The sequence below is a fragment of the Bradyrhizobium sp. genome, assembly GCF_035570375.1.
In the GTDB taxonomy this organism is placed as follows: Bacteria; Pseudomonadota; Alphaproteobacteria; order Rhizobiales; family Xanthobacteraceae; genus Bradyrhizobium.
In genome coordinates, this window is the sequence record NZ_DATMLW010000040.1 from 1 (window position 1) to 25279 (window position 25279).

Annotated in this window: 24 protein-coding genes and 1 pseudogene; 12 read left to right on the forward strand and 13 right to left on the reverse strand. The window is 59.8% G+C overall.

Features of this window, described 5'->3' with window-relative positions; all coding sequences use genetic code 11:
* On the reverse strand, nt 1-325 hold a 325-nt coding region (locus VNX23_RS04815), incomplete at its 3' end, for an MAPEG family protein (protein WP_325628041.1).
* A gap of 308 nt (nt 326-633) precedes the next feature.
* On the opposite strand from VNX23_RS04815, the gene VNX23_RS04820 reads away from it, so the two are divergent.
* Nucleotides 634-1386: a DUF4339 domain-containing protein gene (locus tag VNX23_RS04820; RefSeq protein ID WP_325628042.1), complete on the forward strand. Its 753-nt coding sequence runs from the start codon at nt 634-636 to the stop codon at nt 1384-1386.
* A gap of 371 nt (nt 1387-1757) precedes the next feature.
* On the forward strand, nt 1758-2459 hold the full coding sequence (locus tag VNX23_RS04825) for a GrlR family regulatory protein (protein WP_325628043.1): 702 nt from the start codon (nt 1758-1760) through the stop codon (nt 2457-2459).
* Between the two features lie 442 nt (nt 2460-2901).
* On the opposite strand, the gene VNX23_RS04830 is transcribed toward VNX23_RS04825, so the two are convergent.
* The 9 genes from VNX23_RS04830 to VNX23_RS04870 form a co-directional block, all read right to left on the reverse strand.
* Nucleotides 2902-3507, reverse strand: coding sequence for a recombinase family protein (locus VNX23_RS04830; RefSeq protein WP_325628044.1), 606 nt, complete (start codon nt 3505-3507; stop codon nt 2902-2904).
* A gap of 177 nt (nt 3508-3684) precedes the next feature.
* Nucleotides 3685-4170 (reverse strand): hypothetical protein, encoded by a 486-nt coding sequence (locus VNX23_RS04835; RefSeq protein ID WP_325628045.1) that lies wholly within the window; start codon nt 4168-4170, stop codon nt 3685-3687.
* Nucleotides 4171-4774: 604 nt separating this feature from the next.
* Nucleotides 4775-5314, reverse strand: coding sequence for a hypothetical protein (locus tag VNX23_RS04840; protein WP_325628046.1), 540 nt, complete (start codon nt 5312-5314; stop codon nt 4775-4777).
* 126 nt (nt 5315-5440) lie between these two features.
* Nucleotides 5441-5893: a universal stress protein gene (locus VNX23_RS04845; protein WP_325628047.1), complete on the reverse strand. Its 453-nt coding sequence runs from the start codon at nt 5891-5893 to the stop codon at nt 5441-5443.
* Between the two features lie 157 nt (nt 5894-6050).
* Nucleotides 6051-6389: a hypothetical protein gene (locus VNX23_RS04850; protein ID WP_325628048.1), complete on the reverse strand. Its 339-nt coding sequence runs from the start codon at nt 6387-6389 to the stop codon at nt 6051-6053.
* A 28-nt stretch (nt 6390-6417) separates the two neighbouring features.
* On the reverse strand, nt 6418-6774 hold the full coding sequence (locus VNX23_RS04855) for a KTSC domain-containing protein (RefSeq protein WP_325628049.1): 357 nt from the start codon (nt 6772-6774) through the stop codon (nt 6418-6420).
* A 1027-nt stretch (nt 6775-7801) separates the two neighbouring features.
* Nucleotides 7802-8020: a hypothetical protein gene (locus tag VNX23_RS04860; protein ID WP_325628050.1), complete on the reverse strand. Its 219-nt coding sequence runs from the start codon at nt 8018-8020 to the stop codon at nt 7802-7804.
* Nucleotides 8021-8092: 72 nt separating this feature from the next.
* On the reverse strand, nt 8093-8812 hold the full coding sequence (locus VNX23_RS04865) for a DUF2786 domain-containing protein (RefSeq protein WP_325628051.1): 720 nt from the start codon (nt 8810-8812) through the stop codon (nt 8093-8095).
* Nucleotides 8812-9495 (reverse strand): hypothetical protein, encoded by a 684-nt coding sequence (locus tag VNX23_RS04870; protein ID WP_325628052.1) that lies wholly within the window; start codon nt 9493-9495, stop codon nt 8812-8814. The genes VNX23_RS04865 and VNX23_RS04870 overlap by 1 nt, the downstream gene beginning before the upstream one ends.
* Nucleotides 9496-9616: 121 nt before the next feature.
* On the opposite strand from VNX23_RS04870, the gene VNX23_RS04875 reads away from it, so the two are divergent.
* The 5 genes from VNX23_RS04875 to VNX23_RS04895 all read left to right on the forward strand — a co-directional run bounded on the left by VNX23_RS04875 (nt 9617) and on the right by VNX23_RS04895 (nt 14564).
* The gene (locus tag VNX23_RS04875) at nt 9617-9940 is read left to right on the forward strand and encodes an Arc family DNA-binding protein (protein ID WP_325628053.1); all 324 of its coding nucleotides are present in this window, start codon (nt 9617-9619) and stop codon (nt 9938-9940) included.
* A 129-nt stretch (nt 9941-10069) separates the two neighbouring features.
* Nucleotides 10070-11092, forward strand: a complete 1023-nt coding sequence (locus VNX23_RS04880) for a tyrosine-type recombinase/integrase (protein WP_325628054.1) — start codon at nt 10070-10072, stop codon at nt 11090-11092.
* A 397-nt stretch (nt 11093-11489) separates the two neighbouring features.
* Nucleotides 11490-12407, forward strand: a complete 918-nt coding sequence (locus VNX23_RS04885; RefSeq protein ID WP_325628055.1) for a flagellar biosynthetic protein FliO — start codon at nt 11490-11492, stop codon at nt 12405-12407.
* The gene (gene fliP, locus VNX23_RS04890) at nt 12404-13156 is read left to right on the forward strand and encodes a flagellar type III secretion system pore protein FliP (protein ID WP_325628056.1); all 753 of its coding nucleotides are present in this window, start codon (nt 12404-12406) and stop codon (nt 13154-13156) included. The genes VNX23_RS04885 and fliP overlap by 4 nt, the downstream gene beginning before the upstream one ends.
* A gap of 289 nt (nt 13157-13445) precedes the next feature.
* Nucleotides 13446-14564 (forward strand): dipeptidase, encoded by a 1119-nt coding sequence (locus VNX23_RS04895; protein ID WP_325628057.1) that lies wholly within the window; start codon nt 13446-13448, stop codon nt 14562-14564.
* A gap of 51 nt (nt 14565-14615) precedes the next feature.
* Here the strand turns inward: VNX23_RS04895 and VNX23_RS04900 are convergent, their stop codons facing one another.
* From VNX23_RS04900 to VNX23_RS04910, 3 genes are all read right to left on the reverse strand, one after another.
* Nucleotides 14616-14852 (reverse strand): hypothetical protein, encoded by a 237-nt coding sequence (locus VNX23_RS04900; RefSeq protein ID WP_325628058.1) that lies wholly within the window; start codon nt 14850-14852, stop codon nt 14616-14618.
* A gap of 89 nt (nt 14853-14941) precedes the next feature.
* Nucleotides 14942-18598 (reverse strand): tetratricopeptide repeat protein, encoded by a 3657-nt coding sequence (locus VNX23_RS04905; protein WP_325628059.1) that lies wholly within the window; start codon nt 18596-18598, stop codon nt 14942-14944.
* Nucleotides 18599-18782: 184 nt separating this feature from the next.
* Nucleotides 18783-18965: a hypothetical protein gene (locus tag VNX23_RS04910; RefSeq protein WP_325628060.1), complete on the reverse strand. Its 183-nt coding sequence runs from the start codon at nt 18963-18965 to the stop codon at nt 18783-18785.
* Nucleotides 18966-19308: 343 nt separating this feature from the next.
* On the opposite strand from VNX23_RS04910, the gene VNX23_RS04915 reads away from it, so the two are divergent.
* The 5 genes and pseudogenes from VNX23_RS04915 to VNX23_RS30965 form a co-directional block, all read left to right on the forward strand.
* The gene (locus VNX23_RS04915; RefSeq protein ID WP_325628061.1) at nt 19309-19899 is read left to right on the forward strand and encodes a toprim domain-containing protein; all 591 of its coding nucleotides are present in this window, start codon (nt 19309-19311) and stop codon (nt 19897-19899) included.
* Nucleotides 19896-21047, forward strand: a complete 1152-nt coding sequence (locus VNX23_RS04920) for an AAA family ATPase (protein ID WP_325628062.1) — start codon at nt 19896-19898, stop codon at nt 21045-21047. The genes VNX23_RS04915 and VNX23_RS04920 overlap by 4 nt, the downstream gene beginning before the upstream one ends.
* A gap of 1740 nt (nt 21048-22787) precedes the next feature.
* Nucleotides 22788-23372: a recombinase family protein gene (locus VNX23_RS04925; RefSeq protein WP_325628063.1), complete on the forward strand. Its 585-nt coding sequence runs from the start codon at nt 22788-22790 to the stop codon at nt 23370-23372.
* Between the two features lie 264 nt (nt 23373-23636).
* Nucleotides 23637-23831 carry a hypothetical protein gene (locus VNX23_RS04930; protein WP_325628064.1) on the forward strand — a complete coding sequence of 65 codons (195 nt, stop codon included), beginning with the start codon at nt 23637-23639 and terminating at the stop codon, nt 23829-23831.
* Nucleotides 23832-24535: 704 nt separating this feature from the next.
* Nucleotides 24536-24670: pseudogene (locus VNX23_RS30965) on the forward strand (hypothetical protein); the annotation flags it as partial.
* Between the last annotated feature and the right edge of the window lie 609 nt (nt 24671-25279).

The following is a 25279-nucleotide window of genomic DNA, read 5'->3' on the forward strand; positions in this document are numbered from 1 at the left end:
ATGGAAGCCCGGCCCAGTAGACGATGGCATGTGCCAGTCTCAAATAGAAGAAACTCGCGGACCAGAAGGCGGTCATGGCGTTTGCCTTCCCCGACAGTTGTGCGGCGATTACAAGTGCCGCGAAGGGAGCAAAAACCTCGATCGCATTCAAATAAGCCCGATGAGCGCGCTGTCCCCACGCAGGCACAGGTCGCGGCAAGGATGGGTCGAGATAATTCTTCGGCTGCAGTGGCCCGTTGTTCATCACTTGGCAGACGATATACGGAATCCAAAGTGCGGCAGTCAGCATCGACATATAAGCGAGATATTTGAGGTCGGTTGCCACGTTCGTCCTCCTGGGATGGATGCCTCAGCCCGCGGCTGCGAACTAATGACCCCTATGGTCGTTTGAGCCCGAGCAGAACCGACATGGTCGAAAGACTTTTTTTGGAGGAGGCTTGCGGGCCCGGCGAATAGAGTACTTGACCGAAATCTGCCCTCCCAATTGGCGGCCGATTGATGGAGCTCGCCCGAGGCGAGTGAGGCAACGGTATGTCAGTGTGCAGTGTTCAAGCCGAGCCACTGTGGAGATTTGACCCGGCCGGAGCTGCATCTATCGTGGGGGGAGAATGGCGGACGAAGGATGGCCGATCCATGAAAGCCAACTGGTACTTCATCGAGAACGACGAGACGGTAGGCCCGATAACATTTGCAGATTTGGCCGGGCGCATCAGGCAAAGCGGTCAGTCGCCCTTGGTCTGGACCGAAGGAATGGCGGACTGGACGGAAGCCGAATCTGTGCCCGGGTTGTCGCACGCGCCCCAAACCGCGACCCGTTCCTCGGCCTCGTCGAGGTTCGAGCCAGCAGGCACCGAGCGGAACGTCGCACCAAAACGTGCTGCTGTCTTGCATCGGCTTCAGCACGAATTTTTTGAATACCTGATGATCTCGGCCTATCTGTTCGTCTGGTATGGCGCACTCCTGCTCTACAAGTCGGCGATCCTTCACAGTGACGGAATCGAGTTCGCGCCTTTTGGCATCGCGGCCGTGAAGGCCCTCATTCTCGGAAAGTTCGTTCTGATTTTGCACGCGCTCAAGGTCGGCGAGCGATGGGGCAGCCCCCGTATCTTGCTTGCCGACATTGTCAAAAAGTCCGTGCTTTTCTTTTTGTTTCTCAGCGTACTTGCAGTGGGTGAGGAAATGATCGCCGGCTATTTTCACGGACGGGCCTTGAGAGACGTCTTGGGCGAAATTGGAGGCGGCACGCTGCAACAGGTCCTCGCCACCGGCGTCCTTATGCTATTGACCCTCATTCCCTATTTCACCTACCGCCTCGTCGGCGTCCGTCTCGGTCAAGGCGTGCTGTGGAAACTACTCACCGAGCGCGCTTCTGCGGCCTCGCCATAGCCATTCCCATCGGCACATCCGACGCCACGGCAGCCGCGCCGCCATCGCCGCGACGCTGACGGCGATTTGGCCCTGCTTGATGGCGGCCCGAAGCTCGAACGCGGCTTCCGCTGTTGAACCTTATTAGCGCGCGCGAGCCTAACGGTAGGTGGTAGTGCGGAGGCGCAGCTATGGCAATGAGGATCGTCTTGGCCATCGCTTTTGGGGTCGCCGGTGCTATCAGTTGGCTATGGCCCGGCACCATGGGCGCTTTTCTATTTCAAACCCTACCCGTGAGTGCCCATGAAAGTGCGATCATCGGTGCGCTGTTCTTCGTTGGAGCCGCGATCCTATTGTTCATCAGGCCGTCGGACGACAGAGCGCCTTAGGCGATGCTGAAGGGGCTCTACAAAGTCTACATGGAAACGGTGCACGGGACGCGCCGTGGGGTTCTCTATGTCTATGACGGCAAGATGATGGGTGGCAACTTGGCTTTCGCGTTCATCGGCACCTACCGGGAATCCAGCGGCGAGGTCTTCGCCGAGTTATCGACGCGGCGCCACAACGACGATCCGGCGCACCAGCCCTTGCTCAAGACCGACGTAGTCGCCCTGACACTCAGAGGCAGACAGCAGGGCGAGCAATATCATTTCGAGGGCGGCACGACGGCACTGCCCGGCATCGCATTCCGCTTGGTGATGACACCCATTAGTGAAGCGACCGCGCCGCCGGTCATTTCGCCCGGACAGGGAATCGCGAACGGTCTTTATTCAATCCATATCCGGATGCTCGATGGCATCGACGGCGGGAACACCGGCGTTGTGCTGCTGCTCGATGGGGCGATGCGCGGCGGCGACGCCTATTTTGACTATCAAGGCACCTACGCCAGCTCCAACGGCAAATGGAAGGGCGAGTTGATTAATCACGAGCACACCCCGAGCGAGGGCGCACCGTTGCTGTTCGGCGGCTACGAGGTCGGCATCGGCTTTTCCGGTACCTACAGCGAAGGGGGCGCGGTGGCTACCGCGACCGCGCTGGTCGGCAAGCGCAGCGTTCGCTTCAGCGCGGTGCTGAAAAAGATGGCGGAGGCCTGATCGTCAGATGTCACTATTGCGCGGCCAATCTCGCATCTCGCTGCCGCCGCCTTTCAGCTTCCGCGCGGCGCGCCCAATACGCACGCGCGCCCGCGGCGTGTCTGCATGAAGATGAATCAATGTCTCAGTTGGGTCAAAAGCTGACCTCGCGGGCTAGCCAAGCCTTCGTCTGCTTTACTCTCGAAAGCGGACATGCTCGAGAAACCGCTGCGGCCCAAGCATAACTTTCATCGGGTGGCTATGGTTGGCTATGGTTTGTCATGGTGCAAGAGGGCTGTTTTGGCCAAAGGGGTCAAAAAGAGGGGTTTTGTCCTTGTGCCGGTCGGTTTGCTTTTCGAATTTTCGTTTCAGCCGCTAGTTTTGGTATATTTGCCCCCAAGGGCCCGGATGTACGGCCCCTCTCCCTAACTAGCGCATCGGAGCGATCTCCAGCGCGTTATTTTCATCCAGCTTCCATTTCCCGCTTGATGCGATGCACGGTCCCGGTGCCAAGCCCCACCAGCTTGGCAGTTCTTAGAATGCCGGTGCCCTTACGCAGGTGGCTTTGCGCTTTGCGTTCTAGGTCGCTGGCGACGGCTGGCCTGCCAAGCCGCTTGCCCTGAGCCAGCGCCCGCTTGAGGCCAAGTCTGACTCGTTGCTGGATCATGCTTCGCTCAAACTCGGCAAAAGCTCCGGTGATCTGAAACATTAGCTTGCCTGCTGGCGTCGTGGTGTCGATGGACTGCTGATCAAGGTACAGGTCAACGCCATAGGCTTCGAGGTTCTGGACCGTATGCAAGAGGTCGATCAGAGACCGCCCTAGCCGATCAATCGACCAAGCCATCACGATATCGAATTCACGGCGGCAAGCTGCCTTCAGCATTCGGTCAAGGCCAGGGCGCTTGTCCCTGCCCTTCGCGCCACTGATACCAGCATCCGAATAAGTCTCGACAACCTGCCAGCCACGCCTCTGCGCGATCAAGCCAAGCTCTCGGGTTTGGTTCTCCACGGTCTGGCCATCAGTGCTGACTCTGACGTAAAGCGCGGCCCGTTTAATCTTATTCGTCATGGCGGATGCTCCCTACTTTGGGCCGTAGTACATACGGCAATCAGGTGTTTTTTGTATGTCGTTTAGGATATGCCCCCGGCCCTTTGTTTACAGGGGTTTGCGGCGGGGCCTGTCGGTGGGGTTTGTCGTATAGGCAAAAAAGGGCCGCCCAGCGGACGGCCCTATGATGACTGTGGCTTACGGGTTAAGCGGGACCACCTTCGCCTTCTCAGCCGCCACATGGCGGTCAATCGCCGCCTTTTGATCGGCAACCAGCTTCTCCTTCTCCGCAGCGGTTAGCTTGCGCAGTTGGCTCCGATGAAAGAGTCGAAACGCTCCCACTTTGACAGCCTTGGTGCCTTCCTTTGGCCTGAAACCCTCAGCGGCCCATTTAGCGAAGGTCTTGGTGTCGATGTGAGGAACGACGACACCAAAGCCAGCTCGCTTGAAAGCTCGAACGCAGGCCATCTCGGATTTGATCTGCTTTTCGGTCTTGCCAGCCACAGACAGCTTGGCAGGCTTCTCAGCCTGCATGAGAGCCAGCCTTGCCTGCACAGCTTGGGCAAGGATGGCCTGAAAGGCAGGATCATTCGGGTTGAAGCTCGGGACTGGCGACGCAGCTTTGCTGATATCCGCCTTGGCAGCTTCGGGTGCCTTCGAGGTTTCGTTCTTACGAACAGCCATTTGCATTCTCCGGGTTTGGGTTGATGAACCGAACCCCGGTCGAATGCCGTTACATACGTCGCCACACTCGGCGGGGTTCGTAAGAACTCACCCCGCCGATGTGGCTGGTATGAAAGGTCATGTGATGCAGGCAACCGATTGGTGCATCGCGCCTGCCTGCGAAATAAGCGAGACTTAGGGGCTTGGGCCGGGGGCCGTTGTTCTTACAACGAGGAATGCAAGCTCGGCTCGATCACAATGCCGTAGAGCAAAGCTCACGGCATTACACAGGCGAACGCAGGCGAAGAATAACGCTGGCGCAATTTCAAATAAGGAGGTGAACCTTTCGGGCGGGGGGCCGCTAATGAAATGCCCGCGCCCGGTATAAAATTTCCTTGTCCAACGACATTTACATAGCAAAACCCAAAATCGAAAAACCAAAAACCAAAACGCAAAACCAAAAATTGCAAAAACAAAAAATCGGCTTTCAGGATAGCCCCCCCCCGACTCAGGGAAGCCCGCTGGCGAGGCTTTATCCGAGTAGGTCAAAGTACCCCGCAGGAGATCAAACGCATGGGCGGTCACGGCTGGAGTCAGCGGCAACCCCGCGGGTCGGCTCGTCGCTTTACTTCATAAGCGGAGCCAGGTGGTTCAGAGCGTCTTCAATCGCCTGTGCTTTTATCGTGTGGTATTTCACCAGGAAGCCCGCGTGCCTACTCTGCACCTCTACGCCGTCTGCTTTCTTGTAGGCATGATCTAGAAGCAGCAAATCGTGCTCCCACTGGTCAATGACCCCGTATGCATTGGACACTGCGCGAATTGCGTCAGGCGGAAGAAGCCCGATCTCCGTCACCAGTTCCGGAAATAGGCGCGCCTTGGGAGTGCGAATAAGCACCGACGCCAGACCAGAACCCGGCTGTTTCAGTATTTCAATGTCGGCGATCCAATCGTCCCGGAATTGCTTCAGCTCCGCGTAGAGTGCGGTCGCAAGTGAGGTCCGGTTTTGATCGCGCAACCGATCATCTCGTTTTCGGTTTAGGTGGGCGTTGAACATCGCGCCAAGCAAGAGCGCGATAAAGCCGAGGGTCGACCCGGCTAACGTCCCTAAAAAACTTGCCGTTCCCTGGGGCTGTTGGTTCAGCCAGGTGAAGAACTCCGAGAACATCAACTACCTTTCAATACTCGATCCATCGCCGGATGCTCCCGGTTCTTCACCTTGATCCAGTGCTTCGAGCGGCCAGCCTGATACGGCCGATCACGCCGCTTGATCCATTACCCGTGCTCCTCACGTTTAGTGCACTACCAACACCGGCACGCTTCCGTCCGCTAGGACCTCCGATGTCTGACTCCCCAAGAAAAGCTTCCTGAGGCCGCGACGCCCATGAGAGCCCATGACGATCAAGTCGCAGCCTCTGGACTTTGCTGTTTCGATAATCGCGGTGGCCGGGTGCGCGTCCGGAATATGCACGAGTTCTGCAGATATCCCGATCTGCTCCGCCATAGCTCGAGCTTCATCGAGCACCATGCCCGCAGATGCCTTGCGGCCTGCGTTAAAGCTATCAACCTCTTCCTGCGTGGGAATCCATCCCGAGGCGTGTCCGGACCCATAGTCGACCGGAAGCGGTTCCGTTACGGCAATGACTGTCACTTTAGCATTCAAGGCCTTTGCGAGCTCTATCCCGTGCTTAACGCCTTTTCTCGCGACATCCGATCCATCCGTGCTCAAGAGAATATTGGCGTACATTCGGGTAACTCCCTTGCTCGTTGAACATTTTCCCTAAAAAGTGTGATCCTTGCAGGCGGTCAGGCAAACGCATCCATCACCCGGCTCATCGCCGGATGCTTCCCGCGACAATTAAAAGGCCGCCCGCTGCCTTTAGTTCATTTTAGCAAGGGAGAAATTAGCGTCGCGAAGCCCGCCGCTTGAGTTCGAGGATCAACTGGTCGCCCGCCTCATGAATATGGTCCAGCGGGTGATTACGGCAATAGTTGCTCACCCACGCCACTCTTCCTTTAGAGTCTGGTAGGGCGATTCCGTTATCGTCGCCATAGACGCTGTAAGCCGACAAGTAGCCAGCGAGCCACACGTCGTCGGCTAATGAGGCTACGTCTTCTTTCCGATGATCGGCCGTCCATTCCCCGCACGAATAAGCTCCGTGTCCGACTATATGGCCCGCTCCTGCACGAGCGCCCGAAATGGCAGCGGACAGCGACAAAACAATAGCTATTACCGTTCTCATTTCACCCACTCCCCAAGACCGCTTTGCTCTAATATGTCGGGATACGATGTGTCCGGCAGTCATAGGGACCATCCGAGCCGGAACCCTTAATATTTTGATTGAAGAACTGGCCCATCGAAGGCGCTGCCATGAACGCCTCAAGGATCGCAGCAGGCAGTTCGCAATAATGGTAGTAGGTACCTCGGAGGTCGATCAGCATATAGCTTTGAGCCTTATCGTAGCAGACCCGTTGAATGAAGCTGCTTCGGGTTATATCGGTGCAAACGAAGGGCTTGAGATCGACTATGCCGCGATATTTCACGTCCACGGTTTCCGCTCGCGCGGACGCCGCGATGAGCGCAAGCAGGAGCGTCCCGAAAATCGTCGTACCAATAATTTTGTGCATATGCCCACCCCCAACGAGGAGATCCAAGCGCAACTGATGGGCGAGATCAATGGGGTGGAAGGAAATGCCACAACTTCTCGGAGCAAGCGGGAGGCCAGCAGGCCTTCTCACGCCTTACGCGAACGCCTCTGTCTAACCGGCCAATAGAGAACGATGATGCCCGCAGCGCGGGCACCATACGGGCTGCTGTATCAGCGGCTCGACTTGTAGGCGATTTGCAGGTGAAGGCGAACGAACCAACTCTCCACCTTGAGTAAAAGGTCCAAGAAGCGGTGTCTTGACGCCGGATCGGCAGGTTCGATTTCTGAACCGTGTTGTAATTCCGTCGTTGACGGACTCGGAAACTGGTAGCAATCTTTCATTTGCGAATAGTCCTCATTGCCAAGTGGTGACGCTTCGTTGCGGCCCTCCCGTCTCAAACACGGTGAGGGTCGCGCTGTTTTTGCGCTTGAGGATGATCCACGTCGTCGGAGCGTTGCCTGTACCCGGCCCGCGAATCAGCATCTGCACATGGCCTTATTGGACACGCGACCGACTTCATGAGGCAATGCAATAGTTGTGCTAGATTTCCGCGATCGCGAAAAAATCATATGTTTTGTGTGGGATGTAGCTATTCCGCGACATTCCCTGGCACCTGTGGCGCTGGGCGAGCGACTGTTAAACCTTTGTTAATGAAACGCCTCATCCGCCAGCCAAATGAGCGAGTTTGGGGATTGCGTCAAGGGCGCAGCATGGCGTTCACAAATCCGGCATGGGCGCGGCGGCGTGACGCGGATTTGGAACCAAGTTCGAAGCGCAACGAGATTGGGAAGGCAGAACTCAAAAGAATTAAACATGCGCCCAAGATAGGAGGCGCTTATTGGATTACAAATGAAAGTGGCCCCGGCGCTGTGACGAACCGAAGCCACTTCCCCCCTTCAAGCGGGCTGGCTCTCGGGGAGAGCAGACAGCAAAACAGGTTGGCTCCAAGCTGTCTGTCCGAAAGGTAACAGTTCGCCCTGGGGCGTTGCGGCTGGGACCGTTCGCCTTAACTCTCATCCGGTCTTTGGCTGGCGTCGCACCAGCGCTTGATAGCTTCCGGTTCAATCCGCTTGTGGTCGGGTCCCTCGACGTAAAGAACGGTTGTATGAGACGCCTTCATCATATCGCAGGCGGCGCTCAAGGCGGCGACTTCGGAATTGTAGTCCTGCCACCGCGGACGTGCGGGCAAGCTATGGTTAGACGTGAAATGCAGTTTCCATTTCATGGCGGACTTCCCGAGTGTATCGCGCCAGACTGGCTGGAGCGGAAGCCGGTTCAGTGCTTCCTAGAAGGCGGCTCAATTCTTGCCAAGCCGCAGCACCGCATGGGCGCCCGATACGGGCTTGCCGAAATTTGCCCTATCGCCAGCACTTCGACCGGCAACTCGCGCTCTCTGACTGAAGGCGGCACGGCTGGCACGGGCTGATCCAAGACATATGCCTTCGGCCTTCAGCAAATCTTCGATGGCTTGGTCCTTGATGACGACCAACGCTTTGCCGTTTGTGGTGCGCTCGGTCTTTGATTGGTCGCACATCTCGGTCATGCGAGCGCTGATGCGCTCGGTGCATCCGATGACAAAACCGCGAATCTCTTGTTTCCGTTCGTTCCCCTCAGGCGCCAAACAATCGAGCAGAAACTCGAACAGAGCCTCGTGGACGAAATCGGCGAGATGATCGAGCAGCCATCTCGCAAACTCAATGTCCGACTTTAAACCAGCGAAGGTAAGGCCGGCCTTGGAGCGGTCACGATAGATTCGCGCGTTGCAGTATCGTTCAACGGCATTGGCCAGCTGCCATTTGATCTTATGGGGGTCGCGAGCGTCCGCTTCGCTCTCGTCGTGAAGGATCGCTTTTTCCTCCTGACTTAGCTGCAACTCGTCGTCCGTGATCTCATGGGCGTCGATCCAGGCTCGGACCTTGGCGAGCGCTGCCAACTCTTCCTCTTCGGTGCAGCCGTTCTCCGTCGTCTTGGCGAGCAGGGCTTTGACCTTCTCGATGATCGAATTGCGGTTGACCATCACGCCACCTCCTTATTGGGCTTTGGCCTCCACGCGCCCCCGTTGAAATAGACGATGGCCTTCTTCAGATCAGCTTCGTCCAACTTCGGCAAAAAAAAGTCGCAGGCATCCAGAAACTCTCGAAGGTTGGTTTCGCTTCCGGCATTACGTAATGCCGGGTCCGGCTCCGGTTTCGGTTCCGGCTTCGGTTCCGGCTTCCCTTTGCCTTTGGGTTCTGGCTTGGGGTCGGGCTTTGGCAGCGCAGCCTTTTCCTTCTCCCTCTCGATTTTCTCGGCCTTGAGCTTGTCGCGGTGCCGCTGCTGCGCCGCGGCGTTGTCGATCTGGTGCTGCTCGAAGTCCTTGCGCCCCAGGGCGATGCCAATCAAATCCTTGGCGCGGCGGATTTGAATGCCGCCCGCCTGCTTGAGGAACTCACCGAAAGCCTTTTCGGTCGGATGCCGCTTCTGAGCTTCGGCCAGCAACTTGCCTGCGGCGACCGCCTTCTCATTCCGGGTTACGGTCGCCGCATCGTATTCCTTGATGGCCTTGACGATCTTCGCCGCAAGCTTGGCGTCGTCTCCATCTTCATGTGTCATTCGATTCTCCGCCTGTTCTCCCCTCCGGGTCTCAAAGAGACACCGCGAAGAAGGGAGATTTCGCCCGTCATATTGCGGAACTAGTTTTGGTACCTGCATCCAAAACATGCGCCGACCACTCCAAATCCGCAAGGACTACATTCGGTACCTCACGCAATCGTGAATGGCGACAGGTCGCAATTGTGGTACCTTGCCCGCCGCCATCAACGGCAGGAAGGAGGCTGATTAAATGCCTAGAAAATCTACAGAATTTGTCCAATTCAAGCTTCGAATTCGCGAAGGATTACGGCGCGAAATCGAGAAGGCCGCTAAGAAAAAGGGCATTTCAGCGAACGCCGAAGCGGTTGAAAGGCTAGAGAAATCCTTAGTGGCTGAAAACCAATTCGGCCTCCTTGAGCAATTCTTTGCTCAGCTTGTTGAGCGGGGCTTCCTCAAGGAAGTAAGCACGCCAGAAGGCCAGCAAGCTTCGGCGGCTTCTAATTCGGTGGAACCTGAAATGATAAATGACGAGGACAATTCGGTTCACTCAAGCCCAAATCCGTCGTGCCGTTAAAGCCGTAGAGGCCACGGGGCTAAAGGTACGCGCCGTCCGGGTTTACCCCGATGGCAGCATTGAGATCGAAACCGGAGAACCTTCCAAACATGCCGCAGCCACGGCATTAGTCGGATGGGAGGACATCTAATGGCAAAACTCAGACTGCAATACATCCACGAATATGTGGATCGTCACGGCAAGGTGCGCCGCTATTTCCGCCATAGGAATGTCAAAGGCCCGCTTCCGGGTATACCGGGATCAGCCGAGTTCATGGCCGCCTATCAGAAATTTCTTGGGGTCGATACCCATGCCTGTCCGGCCAGACATTTAGGAAGCGCCCTTCCCGGCAGCTTCGGCGCTTTGATAAATGAATTCTACGGCTCCCGGCCCTTTCTCAACCTGAAGCAATCGTCCCGGCATACTTATAAATGTGTGCTTGAACCATTGGCGGCCAAACATGGGCACCGGGATGCCCGCAAGCTCGACCACAAGACTGCCAGCACACTGATTGAGGACATTGGCGCTACCAAACCGGCGATGGCGAACCTCACCCGCTCGGTCCTGAAACGGGTGATGCAATACGGCATCAAGGCGGGATACGTGGACGCCAACCCGTTCATCGGCATAGACCGCCATAAGGTCGGCTCGTTCCATTGTTGGACCGAAGGCGAGCTACAGCAATTCGAACAACGATGGCCAATGGGCACCCGCCAGCGCTTGGCCTTTGAACTCCTGTTGCGCACCGCCCAGCGTGGCGGCGATGTGGTCAAGATGAAGCGCTCCGATATCGTTAACGGCGAGTTGCACGTCATCCAGCAAAAAACCGGCGTTGAACTCTATCTGCCGGTGGCTCCTGAATTGGAACGCGCCCTCCGCGCATACCCAGCCAATGGCTTGACCCTGATCGCGCGCGGGGATGGCAGGCCCATCACACGCGCGGGCCTGCAACGGATGATGTGTCACGCCGTCGAGGCTGCGGGATTGCCTCCCAGGTGTCTGCCTCATGGCTTGCGCAAAGCCTGCCTGAGAAGGCTTGCCGAGAGTGGCGCGACCGAGAAGCAGATAGCCTCATGGTCAGGCCATAAAAGTCCGCAAGAAGTCGCACGCTACACGGCAGCAGCGGATCAACGGCAACTCGCCAAGGACGCCATCAGCCGGGGCAGAAAGTGAACACCGATTGGCTAACCCGCGTTGGTTAGCCAATTTGGCAGCGAATTCTCGAATCATCTCAACGGCATTTTTCGTGGGCACTAATCAGCCGGTTAAAAAGCCCCCTCGGGCCGGCTTTCGGTCCTGAAGACGAATTTGGCTGTCAGGACTCGCTCCGAGCGCATTTTCGCCACGAATGCTGCGTTAACCAACAAATTCATCGATATCGGGACCACCAGAAGTCATTTTGGCCCAGCCGATTCATAGGTTATTAAGTGATCGGGACGGCAGTTTCTGCCGTGAGGGATTAACAATTCGGGCCAGACTTCGAGGCTTCTCTTGCCGTTCGGCGGATCGCTTTCGACCCGCGTTCGACCAATAGAGGCCCACAGAACACGCGATTTGCCGGGGACGCAGCATGCAGGCACTTACATTCTTCTTGGCGTTTGTGGCGGTCCTGGCGCTGATCGGCGTCGCGGCCTGGCTGGTACGGCGATTCGCGGGCAATCGGCTCGGTGCCAACACCAATCGCAGCCGAATGCCCCGTCTGGCGGTGATCGATGCCGCCGCCGTGGACGGACGCCGGCGGCTTGTCCTGGTACGTCGCGACAACATCGAACATCTCCTGATGATCGGCGGCCCGACCGACATCGTCGTGGAGCCGAACATCGTGCGTGCCATGCCCGGTCGGGACCAAATGCCGCCACGGCCGGGCCTCGCCGGCCCCGAGCCGCAGATGCGCCCAGCGCCCGTCCCCGAGGCTGCAGGCTGGGGCGATGGCGATTCCCAGCGCGGCGACGGCTTCGATCATACCGAACCGCAAATGCCGGAGCCGCCGCCCCGCCCGGCACGGCCGCCATTTGCCGACGAAATACGCCGTCCGGCGTCCGAACGCCGCCTCGATCGCGGCGATCCGCTGGCGGGATTTGCGCCCGAGCCGCTCGGCGGCCGTGGCGAGCCTCGCCCCGAAGGGATGCCACGAATGTCGCGCGGCGAGCCGTTGATCCCGCGCCCGCCGCGCATGAATGATGGTTCCAAGCCAACCCCGCGCTCAGAGCGCGCCGCCCCACCGCCACCGCCGCCACCGCCGCCGGCACAATCCCCTCCGCTGTCGGCAGCGGATCAAAACCTCGCAGAGATGGCGCAACGTCTGGAAGCCGCGCTTCGCCGGCCGGCCGGTGACACGGTCGCACCGCCCGTCGCGCCCGAGCCGCCCCCGGCCGCGCGCAATGAGCCGCCGACACCACCACCGGCTCCGCCGCCGACAAAGAGCGGATTCGACAATCTTGAAGACGAGATGGCGTCCCTGCTCGGACGTCCAAAGAACCCTTCGTGAGGCTGGCCGCCTCCCCGCGTAGAGTTTTATTTCTCCTCGCCCTGATTACCGCCGGAACACTGGCGGCCCCTGCGCTCGCGCAGGACATCAGCATCAATCTCGGCCAGGGCAATGGCGGCGTGACCGAGCGCGCGATCCAGCTGATCGCGCTGTTGACGGTGCTGTCGATCGCGCCCTCGATCCTGATCATGATGACGTCGTTCACCCGCATCGTGGTGGTGCTATCGCTGTTGCGCACGGCGCTCGGCACCGCGACCGCGCCGCCGAACTCCGTCATCATCGCGCTTGCCATGTTTCTGACCGCGTTCGTGATGGCGCCGGTGCTGCAGAAATCCTACGACGACGGCATCAAACCGCTGGTCGCCAACCAGGTCAGCGTCGAGGACGCGCTGCAACGTGCCGCCGTGCCGCTGCGCGGCTTCATGCAGAAGAACGTGCGCGAAAAGGACGTGAAGCTCTTCATGGACATGTCGGGCGAGCCACCACCTGCGACGCCGGAAGAGATGTCGCTGCGGATCCTGATGCCCGCCTTCATGATCTCCGAATTGAAGCGCGCCTTCGAGATCGGCTTCCTCCTGTTCCTGCCGTTCCTGATCATCGACCTCGTGGTCGCCTCGGTCTTGATGTCGATGGGCATGATGATGCTGCCGCCGGTGGTGGTGTCGCTGCCGTTCAAGCTGATCTTTTTCGTGCTGGTCGACGGCTGGTCGCTGGTAGCCGGAAGTCTCGTGCAAAGCTACGGAGGCTGAGAGCGCGGCATTCACCTCTCCAGGCCGTCTACGAGGCGTTGGCGGGCAATCGGCAAGCCTCAATCAAAGTGGGCGCATATGAAGTACGCGCAACCGAGGCTTGAACCGGATCTCGCCCTGGGATTCAATTGGTCGCGCGCTGGATCATGATGCGATTAAGTGGAATCGCATCATGATCTCATCTCTTTGTTTTGAGCATGATCTTTTCGGAAAACCGGTTTCCACTTTTCCGGATCATGCTCTAGCCGCCCCCGACGGCGCGCCGGGCCGCTTTCGAGGGAAACGCGACATGGATTGCTGCAGTCATTGCCACACCTTCACGCGACGCCAATGGATGTGGCGTTCGGCGCTGACCTCGCTTGCAGCACTGCTTGCCGGCGGCGCTGAACCACGCGGCTCGACCGCTGCTGCACAAACGGCCGAGACCGCCAATGCCGCGCTCGAGATCTTGCGCAAATCCATCTCCGTCGACGTTCACACCCATGGCGGGACGAGCGGAATTACATCGCAGGTCCCACCCAATGACGGTCTCGCCACGGGCATGCGGGCCGGATCATTGGCGGTGGCATGTCTCGCCGATGTGCCGGATGCTCCCGTTCTTGGCAGGAACGCGGCCGGAGTACTGACCGCGTTGCGGACGCCGGAACCGGGCCAGCTCTATCGGTATCACTTGGAGCGTCTTGCCTGGGTGGATGAGATGGTGGCGCATCACGGCCTGCGGCGGGCGCTTTCGGCCGCCGATCTCGAAGCGGCGCATGCGGCCAGACAGCCGGCGATCGTGGGCGACGTCGAAGGACTGGATTTTCTTGAAGGAAAACTCGAGCGACTGGAACAGGCGCATCAGCGCGGCGTCAGGCACGTCCAGCTCGTGCACTATACTCCCAACGACATCGGCGACTTCCAGACCGGCATCGTCACCCATCATGGGCTGACTTCCTACGGCGCGGAAGTCATTCGCGCCTGTCACCGGCTCGGACTTGTCTGTGACGTCGCGCATGCGACCGAGGAAATGGTCAAGCAGGCGGCCAAGGTTGCGACCAGGCCCCTATTATTGTCGCACACCGCGCTGTCCGGATCCCGCGCGATGGGCGCAACGCCGCTGGTCGCGAGGCAAATCAGCCCGGACCACGCCCGCGCGATCGCCGAAACTGGCGGCGCCATCGGCATCTGGCACTTCTTCGGCAGTCTTGAAAAATATGTCGATGGCCTGAAGGAAATGATCGACGTTGTCGGGATCGATCACGTTTGCGTCGGCACCGATCAGCAGACCAATCCGGGCGCGGTGCAGGATTATGCGCAATGGGTGCAGCTGGTGGCAGCGATGCTGCGCGGCGGTCTCTCACCCGAAGAGGCCGGCAAGATTGCCGGCGGCAATTACATGCGCATCTTCCGCGCCGCGGTTGGCTGATTTGAGGTGAGCCCGCTCTGGGCCGCGGTTATCGGACGACGGCGCCGCGCCTCACCCCGCCACATCATATTGCTTGCTGAGGTGGTCGCCGATCTGGACGATCATCGCGACGGATTCGCCATAACCGGGCCTCGCCCTGGTCTCTTCATCGGCCTCGGTGCGAAATTCCCAGCCGTCGTCGGTGGTGACAACGAAAATCCCGATCCCATCCGGACCGTCGGCGTGAACCTTGAGCTCAGCCCTTGCCATCGCGACGAGTTCGGCTTCGGTTTTGGTGGGCTTGCTCATGACGGTGGCTTCCCCTCTTGCGTGCTGGCAGGCGCAAATTGACGCTTCGGCGACGATCTGTCGAGGGGGTCACCACACAATGTAGCTAGCTACTTCGCCACGCCCGCATGCTTCACACCGACGATGGCGGGCAAGGAGCCGGTCGGAAATGGATCGGCTTTCGCGGTTCCGGGCGGGGTAACGCGCGCGGTGGTGTCCGGGAAGCGCGTCCTCATTTCACGCAGGAAGCCGTCGAGCGTATCGACGCTGGCCGCCATCCTGGCGATCTGGGCGAGGTCGCCGCCTGGAGCGCCGACCGGCTTGCTCGCGGTCTCCAACGCCATCCGGTCGGCCTCGCTGCTCATCAGGGGTCCGTATTTTTCGCGGAAGCGCGCCAGGCCGATGCTGTCCTCGGCCAGCGCATAGCCCACGACCGCGCGGATCATGTCGCTCTTCTCCACCGGATTGAGGGGGCGGAAATCGCGCCAGCGATCGCCATAATACAGTTCGATCTGCTCGGCGGACTCGCGCCATTGCCGCGCCGCCCAATAGATGTCGGAACGCAGGCGGATCGTCTCGCGACCGCTCAGATTGGAGACAATGTCGAGCGCAAGATCGTGACGCCCGATATCGCTTTGCGCCCGCGCCTCCAGCAGCAGCCGTTGCTGGCGCAATTCGCCGGAGAGATCGGCAATGCGCGTCGAGCGAAGGGCCGCAATCGCGCGATCCGGCTTGCGATTGGTGAGGTAGACCATCGCCAGGCGTGCCGCCACCTGCGCGCGCGCTGCCCCTTCCAGCCGCTTGTCGATCTGGTACTGGAGCAATTCGCTCGCCTGGTCGAGCAGATCGACCGCGACAAGCCGGTCGGCCAGGCGACGGATCATCTCGTCGCCGCGCCTCCCGATCGGCGTCAGGTCGCGATAATCGTAGAACATTCCGAGCGCGTCGATCGGCGGCAGGTCGTCGCCCTTCTGGCCCAGGAACAGCTGGGCAAACAGCGCAGAGGCCGCGTCCTGGCCCTGGCGCGAGATTTCCGAATTGGGCGAAAGGCGGTTTGCGATCCGAACCGCAGCGAATGATTCGGCGTAGCGTCCGGTGTCGGCGTAGATGCGCGCCAGCATTTCCAGCGTCTGCACCTCGAGCCCATCGCCCCTCCACGTCACCGCAAGGGTCTCAAGCTCGCGCAGGGCGTCGGCCTGGCTGATCTCCTCGCGCCGTTGCTTCAGCGCGATTTCGAGCAGCTTGGCCTCCGTCGCAGCGGCGCGATCGTTGGACTCGATTACGCCCTTGTACTCATCGAGCGCATCCTTGTCATGCCCGAGCCCTTCGGCAAGCCTGCCGCGCAACACCGAAATCGCGGGTTTCCATTCAGCCGACGAACCAATGACCTCGAGCTCGCTCGCCCGCTTGGCGGCGCTCGAATAATCCCTGACCTCGAGCGAAGCGCGCATCGCGTCGACGAGCACGATGCGCTGCAGATCGATCGGAAGCGAGCTGATGGCGAATTCGATGCTCTTGAACTTCTCGCGCGCGTCCGGCCATTTTCCCAACCTCGCGCTCGCCATGGCTTTCCAGAGCTGGGAATCGTAGTTGGTTCCGATCGCAGGATTGACGAGGTCCTTCAGCCCCCGCTCGGGACGTCCCATCAGGATGCTGGCGACCGCGTGCACGATCACGGCAGCGGTGTCTTCCGAGCCGGGCTTGGCGTCGGCGAGCGCAAGTTCGAGAACGCCGGCAGCTTCGGAGAACATTGCGCGCGACATATAAAAGCGCGCGAGGTCGATGCGGGCGCGGGTGCGCTGCTCGGGCGCGGCGATGCCCGCGGCCTCGATCAGCGCGTTCTCGCGCTCGATGAAGCTTCCGTCCTGGTTCCTGCGCCACTCGCCAAGGTCGAAAATCGGCCGCACCGCGGTCGGCGCACGCTCGGCGCCGGTGTCGGCCGGCGACAGCGTGAGCCCTCCGGGCTTGCCCAGAATGATCTTGTCGGATGCAACGTCGGCGGTGACCTCATCCGAGTTCGGATGAATCGCAACCCCGTGGATCGACTCCAGCAGCGACAGTTCGACAAAATCCTGCCGCTTGATGAGACCGTGAGCCGGAGGCATCGCGGTGACGACCAGCAGCGTGTCGCCGGCATCGGGATCGACGAAGCGGTGAAGCTGGCCGGCCCTGGGCAGCGGCACGGTCACACTTGCGAGCGAAGGTTCGGCGATATTTCGGATCGCCGCGAGCGGCTGCGTCGGCGTCCCGACCACATCGGCGAAGGTCAGTGTCCAGTTCATGCCGCCCGCCACATCCTCGCCGGCAAGCGCCGGCAATTGCGGCCGATTGAGACGGATGCGGATCGCTTGCCCCTTCTCCAGCGGCTGGACACCGACATCGGCGATAACGGCCCCGACCTGGGAGCGGATCGGCTCGACACTGATCGGCCTGGTCGAATCAAACAGCAGCCACAGCGTATCTGCGCGGCGGAACAGGGCCGCCGGCGTTGCGGAGGGAAATGAAAACGTCAGATGCAACCCGTCGCTGTCGCGGCCGGCGCTGACGGTGGAATTGCCGGACTTCGCTTCCGCAGGCGGTGCGGGCGCGGCAGGCGCCGTTTTCGACGAAGCCTCGGTCGCGGCGGCGGGAACTTGCACGGGCGCGGGCATTTGCGCTTCCGCCGCTGCCGGCATTTTCGGCGACGGGGTCGAATTCGATTCGGAGCCGGCTTTCGGGACTGGCATCTCCGGCGCCGGCGGTACGACCTCGCTCGGCGGCTCTGGCACTTCGGCTATCGCGGGAGCCTTTTCGGAAACGGCCGGTGGCATGGCCGGCATAGCGGTCGCGGGCATCGGGGCGGCTCGCGTCTCGGCAGCCTTGATTGAAGCGCGCAAGGCGTCCGATACCGACGGCAGCCCGGGCGCCTTTTCGGCCTGCTGGAACGCGACGTCGACGACATAGTTCTTGTCGTCGCGGAAGGAATGCACATCGACGTCGCCCACGAGCGCGATTTCCACCGTCGAGGTTTCGCTGTCGCTTTTCTGGCTGATCGAGGCGACATTTGGCGGTGCGGCCACTTTGGCATCCGCGAGATCGAATACCAGCACCTTGCTGAACAGCAGCCTGAGTTTCTGCTCGTTCAGCACCGAAGAGATGCCGACGCCCTCCGGCATTTCAAATACGAAGCGCACGAAAGTCGGCTGAACCGAAGCGTGGACATTGACGGGCGGATGCTTCTTCGCCTCCGACAAGGCCCGCTGCTGACGCAGTTCGCGCTCGGCGACCCTTGCGCGTTCGGCCAGCTCACGAACGACATCCTGCGGAAGCGCAGGCGGCGGACCTTTCCAGGATTCCGGCAGGAAATCGACGAACAACCGCTCGCCGGCGGTCATGGTGTTGATGCTCACCCTGCGCGTCAAAGACAGCCGGATCGCCGTGCCGTCCGGATCGCGCCGCGCCGCCCCGACAAAGTCGGGAACTGCAGTGGAAAGCCTGTCGACCGACAGGTCCACTGGACGCTCGAACCGGATCACGATGATCGATCCGGCGGGCGTCACCTCGGATGTGACATCCTCGGAAAACTTGAGAACCAGCCGGGCAAAGCCGCCGCCGGCGGAGAAACTGGCCTCACCCTTCACCGGCTCGGCGCGGGCCGCGCCTGCAAAGACAACAACAACGACACTGGCCAGCGCCGCGAGCCGTGCAGTCAGCCCTCGACTACGCGCAAGCGGCCGCGGAGAAGCGCGCAATCGCGACCAAAATCCAGCGGCGGGCGTTCGCGCCATTCGGGTTAAGTCTTTCAGTTCAAAGATCCGAGCCGGCCGGACGCCAGTGGTGTGGATGTGACATTCGCTACCCGCCTTCCCGCAGGCTCGTGAAACGCAAATGTCAGATCCGGAATTGGACCACCGGGCATACCTCGCCCGTTCGAATCTAGAATTGGCGATTTAAGGAGCTGTTAACGACAAGTCATTGATCGCCCTGATTTTCGTTCCCGGCAATCACCGGGGCTGCATCGCAGTCCCAGAACGAAAACCCCGCCAGCGCTGGCACGCTGCGGGGCTTGAGTAGAACGGCCGGGTAAGAGGCGGCCATCCATGGGGATAACATATAATCGTCCGCCTTCGCGCGGGCAATCATCTTCTTTGCCAATTTGGAGCAACACGCCGATCGCCGCCTCATGGGAGGCGCGGCCATGACGAACGCCAAACAGATTGGAATTGCCCTGAAGGGGCGCCGCAACGGGGACGGCTGGCTCGTTCGCTGCCCGTGTCCGAACCATGGCAAAGGTCGAGGAGATCGTTTCCCATCGCTCTCAGTTGCTGACGGCGATGATGGACGGTTGCTGCTTCGTTGTTTCGCCGGCTGCGACTTCGCCGACGTTCTCGGCGAACTGAAACGACGTGGACTAGCCGACTCGAGGCAATCGACCCCATTGCCTCGGTTCACGCCGTCCGTTCACCGCTTTGCTGAGCCAAGCGCTGACGTTGGCGCCTTGGCCATATGGCAGGCGACGGTCGAGGCTCACGAAACCTTCGTTGATGAATACCTGAACCGCCGCGGCATTTATCTGCGGCCATCGATGCTTCGCTGCAGGCTTGACCGTAAGTCCATGGTCGTCGGGGTTCAGGCACCGGACGGCAAGATCATTGCGATCCAGCAGACGTGGCTCACACCCGATGGTGAGAAAGCGTCGCCCAAGCGACTGACGACCGGCAACCTCGGCACCGGCGCCGTTCGATTGGGAGCACCGGCCAGGATCATGGGCCTCGCTGAGGGCGTCGAAACCGCACTGTCCGCGATGCAAATGACGGGAGGGACGGTCTGGGCATCTCTCGGTTCCACTCGGCTGCACAGCGTCGAGCTGCCGACCGAGGTCGAGGAAGTTCATATCTTCGTCGACAATGATGAGCCAGGGCGGACGGGCGCAAGACGCGCTGCAGATATCCACACCAGTATCGGGCGAAAAGTTTATCTGCGGTCCCCACCGGATCAATGCGGGGACTGGAATGATTTTCTCAATCTGATTGCTGATCGTGACGGCCGAGATCTGCCGCCCTCCGAAGCCAAGGAGGACGCGGCATGAATATCCGTGCAACAGTGCCTGGCGAAAAGTTCGAACAGGTGAAGAAAGGCGCGCAAAAAACCAACGGCGTGACCGTTCTCATCACGAAGAAGGCGTCAGCAATCAAGCCAAAGGCCATTCGTTGGATGTGGCCGGATCGGTTTGCGCTCGGCAAGCTCGGGTTGATCGGCGGCATGCCCGACAAGGGTAAGGGTCTCATCACCTGCGACCTGATTGCCTGCATCACCAGCGGTCATCCGCTGCCATGCGAGGAAGGGAATACGCCGCATGGTAGTGTTCTCTATTTCACGGCGGAGGATGATTACAACGACACTGTTGTCCCTCGCCTGATGGCGGCCGGGGCGAATCTCGACAAGGTCGATATTGTCCAGATGATGGACGATAGCGGCAACCCGCGCATGTTCAACATGGTGACCGACCTCGCTGCGCTTAAGACGAAGATTGAAGAGATCGGCGATGTCATAATGGTAGTTATCGACCCGATGTCGGCCTATCAGGGACACGGCAAGATAAACCAGGCTTCAACGTCAGACATTCGCAGCTTCCTGTGTCCGCTGACGGACATGGCGTCCGAGTTGCGCGTCTTCATCCTTGGCATCATGCACTTCAACAAAAAGGCAGATATCACCAACGCCATGCTTCGCATTGCCGACAGCCTGGCCTATGTCGCGGCCGCGCGGCATGTTTACGTCGTCGTGGATGATACCGAGAATGAGGGGCACCGCCTATTCGTCAAGGCAAAGAACAATCTTGCCACAGACAAGAAAGCCCTCCGTTACACGACGGGCTCAAAGCTTGTTGGAAAAGATGAAGAGGACGACAAGGAGATATGGGCGCCGTATCTGATTTGGGGCCAGGATCACGTCGAGATCACAGCCACCGAGGCGATGCAGGCCGAATCCGGGGGTGGCAACAAACGTTCCAGTGAAGAACTGGACGAAGCCACGGATTTCCTCCGCACCGAGCTTTGCATGGGAGCAAAACCCTCCACCGAGATCGATGAATCGGCCAAGGCCGCGGGAATTACCGTGGCAACGCTTCGGCGCGCGAAGAAGAAGCTCAAGATCAAATCAGTAAAGGAAAAGGGCGTCCTGGGCGGCGGATGGGCCATCAGGCTCCCAACAGAAGAGGAAGAACGCGAGTTTTAGGTACGGGTGAGCGAGATGAACGCCTTCGCGAAAATCAAGGACTTAGCGGAGGGTGTGGTGAGCACCTTCGAAGATGCTCATGAGCGCCTTAGAAGATGCTCATCAGAGTAGGTGCTAAGTTATTGATATATTCGAAGATGCTCATCTCGCTCATCAAAACCCCCCATGGGCATCTTCGCGGAACAGAACCGGAATTCGACCCCCGCGGGCGCCCCTCACGGACGCGCGCCTCACTTAAAAAATACCCCCAATTTGCCTCTTCCCCGTAACGCCCGCGCTCGCGTCTTGGCCGATTTTAGCAAATGTTTGGCGCCCAACAGCAAGTCCTGATCCATGGTCGGGTGTAAAGACGCACCGCGTCGCGCACGATTTCAACCAAATGACGGTAGCCGAGCGAGCGATGTCTGAAGTATTGGAAAAGAAGCAGACGGACCAGTTCAAGTGTGTGGCTAAACGTCAGTCACAGTTCTTCTTTGGCGCTTACAAGGATTATTTCGAAGGGCATGTTGGCGAACCCTCCAATTTGACGGCCCCACCTAAGTGAGCGCTTCTGGCGATTAGGGGGCAGGAATGGATCAGGCTAGGAGAGAACGTATCCACGAGCTAATCCGGACGTTGGAATCGGCTCAACGGCAAGTTCACGATCTTTGGATCAAGGAAGAAAGCGCGTTCGAGGGTAGATCGCCGCCATTGGGTCAAATTTCGATTAACGCGGCGGATGACCTAGAACGCGCAATGGATCATCTTTCGGACGCCGTCGAACATTTGCAAGGCGCTGCCGGGGATGCCGGTGCGTATTCTTGATCGGGCCGGCTGGATCGGTTGACGGAGCAAACTAGAAACGGCCGCGTCACCCAAATCGCCCTTCCGCCCGCAACGACCGTAATACGCGCGCCCCTCTCTATTTAAAAAGGCGCTGCCAGGTGGCCGATTTCGCCCTCGTTCGCGCAACACCTCGCCCGACCCCATTGCGGAATCCATGCAAGTGCATGAATACGCGCGCTAGAATTGCTCTAAGTTGTTGAATTTGCACGATAAACGGCGCGATATTTGCAAGGGACAACCGGCCTCGCGGATCAGGGCTGCGGCACGCTGCTTGCTTGGATTCTGATGCCTGGCCTTGGGCCCCCTAAGGCTGGGCGGTTTTCCTCCCTGACTTGGGCCCGGCGCGAGCCAAGCGTGCCGGGCCTTTTTGCTGCTCTCGGAATACAAAGAGTTCCCGCGGGGTTTGCTTATGGGGCAGGCCTCGGCCCGAACGGCGACTTTCCCCTACTACGCCCAGCCCGTCCGGCGCCGGCGGCCTGCCCCACTATCACCGGTGGAACGTTCCTTGCTTGCCCGGAGTTGTGATCGCGGGACCGACTGCGCCCGCAGCCGGTCTCGATACCGTTGGTTGGACTGGCCCGGTGTTCGCGCCGGGCCTTTTGTTATGCCGCCCTCCGCGCGCCACGCGGAACCGCCGGCCGTCGCGTCCGTCGTCCAACTGTCACATGGCGGTGATAAACTTGTCATGGCCGCCTCCTTGACCCCATCGCGGTGGCGGCTGGGCGCGCCGAACCTTTCCGCGCTGCCCAAGTTCCGCAATGTCGACTAGCCCGGTGTTCTCAAGCGCCGGGCTATTTTTGGTTCGCCGGATCGTCCCGCACAATTTGTGAAACTTAGGAGTTTCGCAAGAAAACGCTGGACATGGAAAATCAACGTGTCACACTTTGCGAAACTTACTTGTGAAAGTGCGCGCAAATGGCCCTCATTGGATATGCCCGCGTCAGCACCCAGGACCAGCATTTGACCGGCCAGCTCGAGGCGCTAAAGGCGGCCGGCGCCGAGACCATCTACCGCGAGAAGATCAGCGGCGCCCGTGCCGATCGGCCGCAGTTGGCGAAGCTCATGGCATCCCTGAAGGAAGGCGACATCGTGCTGGTGACGAAGCTTGACCGGCTCGGCCGCTCGACGCGGGAATTGCTCGACCTGATCGAGGCCATCGGCATTGCCGGCGCGGCGTTCCGGTCTCTCGGGGATCCTCTCTGGGATACGTCTTCATCGCAAGGGCGGCTTCTCTCAACGCTGTTGGCAGCCATTGCCGAGTTTGAGCGTGACTTGATCCGCGAACGCACCGGTGACGGCCGCAAGCGAGCCATGGCAAAGGGCGTCAAGTTCGGGCGCAAGCCTAAGCTCTCAGAGTACCAGCGGCAGGAAGCACTAAAACGCCGCACCGCCGGTGAGACCTTGGCCGAGATCGCAAAAAGCTACGCCGTCGACATCAGCATGATCTCGCGGTTGGCTCCGGGATTCCGAAGCCCTTTCGCGGTCGACGCAGGCGCATGAAGCGAGGCCAACGGGTGAAGCTGGCGCCGCGGACTAAGCCAAAATGACGTTGCAAAACACCCCCGCCGGAGCCCGACCCCCAGCAGGGGCGCTCGCGGGTGGATGGCCCGAGGCAGGCTAAACTTAGGTGTCGCGCCAAAGACCCGAGAGACAATCAAAGATCGGGCGAGAAGGTTCCCCAAGGCGGACTGGTGAGTTTAACTGCAGCTTCCTTTTTCGGAGGACTGCTTCAGGCGGCGTGGGACATAAAGACGTGGTGCAGCTATGGCGATGAAGATTCTAGCCATCGTTTTTGCGCTCGCCGGCGCTGTCTGCTGGCTCCTGCCCGGCGAGATCGGCGGTTTGCTATTCCATGCCCTGCCCGTCAGTGCCCGTGAAAGTGTGATTATCGGAGCGCTGTTCTTCGTTGGTGCCGCCATCCTAATGCTCATCCGGCCGTCGCACGACAGAGGGCCTTGACACAGCACCACGCCGACAATGCCTGCTCGCGTTGGCGATGCGTTCGACATTTCGTGGCCAAAGCGTAAGCTGTCACCAGACCCCTTGGCACCGCAAGGCTTCGCCATCGGGTCGGCACGGGCTCTGCCATGCGCTGCCGCGGCGGCTGCACACGAGCGGGGCCCGTGCTTTTCGCGCACCAGCGCCCCTTCTGGCCGCCCTGGCGCCGCCTTTTCGCGCAGCCCGTCGAAACGATTGACGGAATGTTGTGTGACATGCTGGCGGCGATTGAGAGGAAGAACTGCGAGCACCGCCGTGGAATCTGGCAATGTGGGTTCCGCGCTATCCGCTCCCGCGGTGGCGCACCCCTAAGCCCCGTCACCTTCTCCGTGGTGGCGTGCCCGCCGGGAAAATGAGATTTTCCTGCGTTGAGGAAGAAAAGCCAGGATTCGTGCATCACGTCTACGAATGCACGAACTGCGGGAGCACGCAGAGCTTCGTCACACCGACCAACGGCAGTGCGGCAAGCCGTACGCCGCGACCGCGGTCTCGCGCATGATCGCGGCCTGATCCGGTTGTCCCGCGCTTTCTCAGGCTTGCGCTTCAACTTCAAGCAGGTGCCGATATCCGGCACCGACGGATGACGATTCCTTCAGGCGCTCGCTTTGGCAGGCTGAGAGCCCGAGTGCCGTCAGGCTCAAAAGCAACGCGATTATGCCCTAACTGGCATGTCCCACCGGAAGATGGCTGCGGAGCCGAACGCGCAAGGTGTCGCGACCCCGGCCGGGGGACAATGGCATGCTGCGACCGTCAAGCGCGTCCTGAAGCCCTTGGCACAATCGGGGGCGTCCTTTGATTGAATTTCCTTTGATTAAAATCAAACATTCATGAACGGACGAGAGAGCTGACGGCGGGGCTTGAGGACCGCCACTTTGGTTTTTTTGGCTTTTTTTATTCCTAAATGTCCGGGACCGCTCCAACAGACTCCGTGTCAACTCCTGCAGCTTTGGCAGACCCTGCTCGGCGCCCGGTGCGCTCTTGCCCAACCACGGCCGGCACGGATCAGCCAAGTCTGCCAGTCGCTCCTGCGCCCTTTCTAGAACCGCCGTTACTCATAACTTGAAATCTTGATTTTTAATCAAGCGGCAATTCGGGAGGACATTCAGGCCCAAAAAGTTGCCATAAGATCATTCGTGCATTCTCTGCTTGGCTGCTTTCAGTGCGATAAGCTCCGCATCGACAGCGCGGCGTGGAGGAAGGTCCGATTTGGGTCGTTCGGGACCAAACCAGCCGGTGTTGGCTACCATCTTGATGTCCGCTTCTCTCCAAAAGATGGGGTAATCGGCCGGCCCAGCTTGTGGATAGCTGAAGATTTTGGGTGCTGCGCTTCAGGCTGATGGTGAAACGAGGTCCTTGGTTACGGCCTCAAGCATCAGAAGGAGAAGCGCAGCATGGACCATTTTGGGGGA